Consider the following 3,285-nt stretch of genomic DNA (forward strand, 5'->3'; position numbering starts at 1 on the left):
CTGCGCTGCGTAGGTCACCAAGGGCCTCCAGCTGTGGAGGGCAGAGATCGAGTTGCACACCCCCACCGTTGCGCTCGTGCTCCAACAGAAGGGTGCTGCAGAACCGCAGGGTCTCCAACTGACCGAGCTGGTCTTTGATCGGTTTGAGAGCCGCAGGGATGCTTCGTGCCTTGGGTTTGCGTTCCGCAAGGGCGATCAACTGGTCGGCGCTCACGTCGGCGACGGGGCGTACCGAACTCAGCATAAACTCCCAATCGCTCACCTCACCGTTGGCTGCGATATCGAGCCGAACGCTGATGGCGTCAGCCTCGGAGCCTGCGGAGAAGCTGGTGGCCTTGTTGAGGGACGGAGTCAGCAGGGGTTGCCAGACTGCACCCAGGCAAAGCGCTTCGCCGCGATCTCGCAGGCAGGCATCAAGGCTGTTGCCCATCCCGATCCGCTCGCCCACGCTGGGCACATGGACCCAGAGGCGACAACCGCCGTCCTTGGCCTCAACGTGCACGGCAGGCAACCCCGGCGCATCCTCCTGGGTCCATCCTTTGAGAAGCAGCGAAGGTTGCGCGGTGAGATCGACCCGGCCCTTTGCCGCAGGGGTTTTGCCAGAGCTTCGGGGTGCTGCCGGACGGTCCTGAAGCCCAGCCTTGGTCAGCAGCAGGTTTCGATCTGCCGCCGGTCCGCCGTTGAGTGGGAGAGATCGCACAACATGGCCGGCCGCTGCATGCTGAGCCACTGGGTAGCGGTCGATGCATACCTCGACAACGCTAGAGACCTCATCGCCGGGCAGATGCTTTGAATCCTCTGCTGGCAGTTCAATGCTGGCAAGCAGCCTGTCATCCAAGGGGGATGCCAGCAGCTGATCGCTCTGCTGCTCCACCTGAGCCAACAGCGATTGAGTGGCCCGTTCCAGGATGCACTGCACGCCACCTTCTGGAGAGCGGCGGCGTCCGCCCTCCCGCGTCACCCGCACCAGCACACGATCGCCATTCCAGGCGTGGTTCAGCTGATGGTCACGGATATAGATGTCCTCGCCGCCGTCATCGCGAATGGCGAAGCAGAAGCCTTTGCTGCTGCAACGCAGGCGGGCATCAATCAGGTCGCTCTCTTGAGGTCTCGTGAGACCACCTTCAGTCGTCTGCTCGATCACACCGATCTTCACCAGTGATGAAACGGCAAGCTCAAGCGACGCTTTATCTGTCTTGTTGCCGAGCTTGAGAATCTTGGCCAGTTGGTCTGGCTCAGAGGGATGATCTGTCGAGAGCTGATCCAGCAGATCGGCAACCGTAAATTTCATCGTGGCGTACGCAGAGACCGACCATCAGGGCCGGGAGGAATGGAAGGGTTGGCCGACGCTGTTCAGCAGGCCGTGCGGAGTCAACCCTTCAAACTCCACTCTAGGACTAAGGAGTGTGATCCCCGTCTTTGGTGGGTTCCGCAGCACGGAAGAGAGGAACTAGCAAGCGGCCACCGATCACAAGTAAACCCAGCGAGGCCACCAGCTGAAGCAGGTCGCTGGGAATCACCGTTGCAACGGAACCACCGGCAAAGGCTCCCAGCAAACTGGCAAGAACCAACGCCGATGATGAGCCGAGAAACACGGCCAGGGGGCGATTGGACGTGCCACTGATGGCAACGGTGGCGAGTTGGGTCTTGTCACCGAGTTCGGCCAGAAACACGGTCAAGAAGGTGGAAATCAGAAGTGGAAAATCCATCGTCAGCTCGCGGCATTGAGCCAAAGGGAACGGGCGGTCTGGAGACCCAGCCAGATGCCAAGCGCCACCATCAGCACTCCAGCCATCAGTTCAAGACGCTCAGGCGGAAGGATTTTGGCCAGCCATTGACCCACGAGAACGCCCACAAGGCTGGAGGCAATCAATGCCAGCGCGGCACCGATGAACACCAAAACAGGTGAGCCGGACTGGGCGGAGAGCAACAGTGTCGCCAACTGTGTTTTGTCGCCAAGTTCAGCCACAAACACCGTGGTGAAGGTGCTGAACAACACAGCAGCAAAGCTGCGCGACTCAGGGCTGGTTCGCTCACTCATCAACAGAACCTCCCGCGGTCTGAGCGCGCTTGAACCTACGCATTACGCCACTGCGACCGCCATAGGTGCTGCGAATCTGCTGGTGGCAACAAGCGATTGCGAAGGCATCGAACTGATCATCGGGAACGCCAAAAAGACGGCCTAGGCCACTGACACGACAGAAGTCAGGACGCTCCTCATAAATCGTGCAGCGCTGACTGCCCGTGTCGTAGTGAATGCACCATCCGTCTGGCCCAACCATGGCTAGATAAGTGCGTTGTTGCTCTTCGCTCAAGGCCGCCAGGGCATCAGCCCGTTCCTCCGGAGCGAGCCGGCAACAGGCTCCGCAGTGCTTGATGCAGGTCCATAGCGGCGTCTCTCGGCTCATGACTGAAGCTGTGACAAGCCATCACAGAGATCAGAACCAATCCGTCGCTCTCGGGACAGAGCCCCGTAGCCTGGGAGGCGTAACGATTTCGGATAGCGCTGCATCGCCATGGGCTTTGACATTCACCTGATCGCCAACTTTGCCGCCCTGGCGATGATCACCATTGCCGGTCCCGCTGTCATCTTCATCCTCTTCTACCGCCGCGGCGCACTCTGATCACATCGCTTCAAGGACGAAGCCCCAATCCCAGGCAGGCTTCCTCGATCAATTGAATCACCCGCTGATCCCTCGCCAAGTCGTTATTACTGGTGAGGGACTTTTCTTGTTCGATACTCGCCTGAAGCGTCTCACCCTCGCCATTGGTGAGCGTCAGGCCTGAGGTTTCCGTCCAGCGGGCGGTGTACTGCCATGACCCGCGGTCGATCAACACCACCTCCGTATGGGCGCGGATGGCTTTGAGTTCCAGCTGGAGACGCTGTTCACCCTGCCAATGGTTGATCGAAATGCTGTAGGCCACGTCACAGCACTCGGGGACAGGCGCCGATGGATCCCATCGCCAGGCGATGGCGCGACGCTCACTCTCCCCTTGGCGCAGCGTCAGGGCCAGGTTTCCTCTCTTGAGGTCCCGCCGATCCTCAACGCTCACTCCCCGTGACCAGAACAGCGGTTTCGGATGACCGATGCCGAAGGGGGCCAGGGATTGCAGGTGGCGCCACAGATCCCAATTCACATCCTTCAATTGCAGCAGAGCGTCGGGTTGCACGGGACGCCCCTGGGACTGGGTCATCAGCCAGCCATCAGCCTCGGCGCAGAGGCGCTCATGCAGGGCATGCACCAGCTCTGCTCTCACGGTGAACCCACCAGCAGCGGGATGGCC

General features: G+C 60.4%; 5 protein-coding genes and 1 pseudogene. 1 reads left to right on the forward strand and 5 read right to left on the reverse strand.

Annotated features, from left to right (window positions below; genetic code table 11):
• From ACGVJ8_RS01625 to ACGVJ8_RS01640, 4 genes are all read right to left on the reverse strand, one after another.
• Positions 1-1,291, reverse strand: a 1,291-nt coding sequence (locus ACGVJ8_RS01625) for an RNB domain-containing ribonuclease (protein ID WP_392345184.1), incomplete at its 3' end; no start/stop codon positions are given.
• A gap of 106 nt (positions 1,292-1,397) precedes the next feature.
• Positions 1,398-1,709, reverse strand: a complete 312-nt coding sequence (locus ACGVJ8_RS01630) for a TMEM165/GDT1 family protein (RefSeq protein WP_392345185.1) — start codon at positions 1,707-1,709, stop codon at positions 1,398-1,400.
• Between the two features lie 2 nt (positions 1,710-1,711).
• Complete coding sequence (locus tag ACGVJ8_RS01635) at positions 1,712-2,041, reverse strand: TMEM165/GDT1 family protein (RefSeq protein WP_392345186.1); 330 nt, start codon at positions 2,039-2,041, stop codon at positions 1,712-1,714.
• Entirely contained in the window at positions 2,034-2,408 is a 375-nt protein-coding gene (locus ACGVJ8_RS01640) for a YkgJ family cysteine cluster protein (protein WP_392345187.1), read from the reverse strand. Before ACGVJ8_RS01640 ends, ACGVJ8_RS01635 begins: the two co-directional genes overlap by 8 nt.
• A 108-nt stretch (positions 2,409-2,516) precedes the next feature.
• On the opposite strand from ACGVJ8_RS01640, the gene psb30 reads away from it, so the two are divergent.
• Positions 2,517-2,624, forward strand: coding sequence for a photosystem II reaction center protein Ycf12/Psb30 (psb30, locus tag ACGVJ8_RS01645; RefSeq protein ID WP_025362280.1), 108 nt, complete (start codon positions 2,517-2,519; stop codon positions 2,622-2,624).
• A 10-nt stretch (positions 2,625-2,634) separates the two neighbouring features.
• Here psb30 and ACGVJ8_RS01650 read toward each other — a convergent pair.
• Positions 2,635-3,285, reverse strand: a pseudogene (locus ACGVJ8_RS01650) (single-stranded-DNA-specific exonuclease RecJ); the annotation flags it as partial.

The organism is Parasynechococcus sp. (assembly GCF_042954245.1).
Classification (GTDB): domain Bacteria; phylum Cyanobacteriota; class Cyanobacteriia; order PCC-6307; family Cyanobiaceae; genus Parasynechococcus.

Coding starts and splice junctions, on each gene's coding strand:
- psb30 (WP_025362280.1), top strand. CDS start 2,517: ATGGGCTTTGACATTCACCTGATCGCCAACTTTGCCGCCCTGGCGATG.
- ACGVJ8_RS01640 (WP_392345187.1), bottom strand. CDS start 2,408: ATGAGCCGAGAGACGCCGCTATGGACCTGCATCAAGCACTGCGGAGCC.
- ACGVJ8_RS01635 (WP_392345186.1), bottom strand. CDS start 2,041: ATGAGTGAGCGAACCAGCCCTGAGTCGCGCAGCTTTGCTGCTGTGTTG.
- ACGVJ8_RS01630 (WP_392345185.1), bottom strand. CDS start 1,709: ATGGATTTTCCACTTCTGATTTCCACCTTCTTGACCGTGTTTCTGGCC.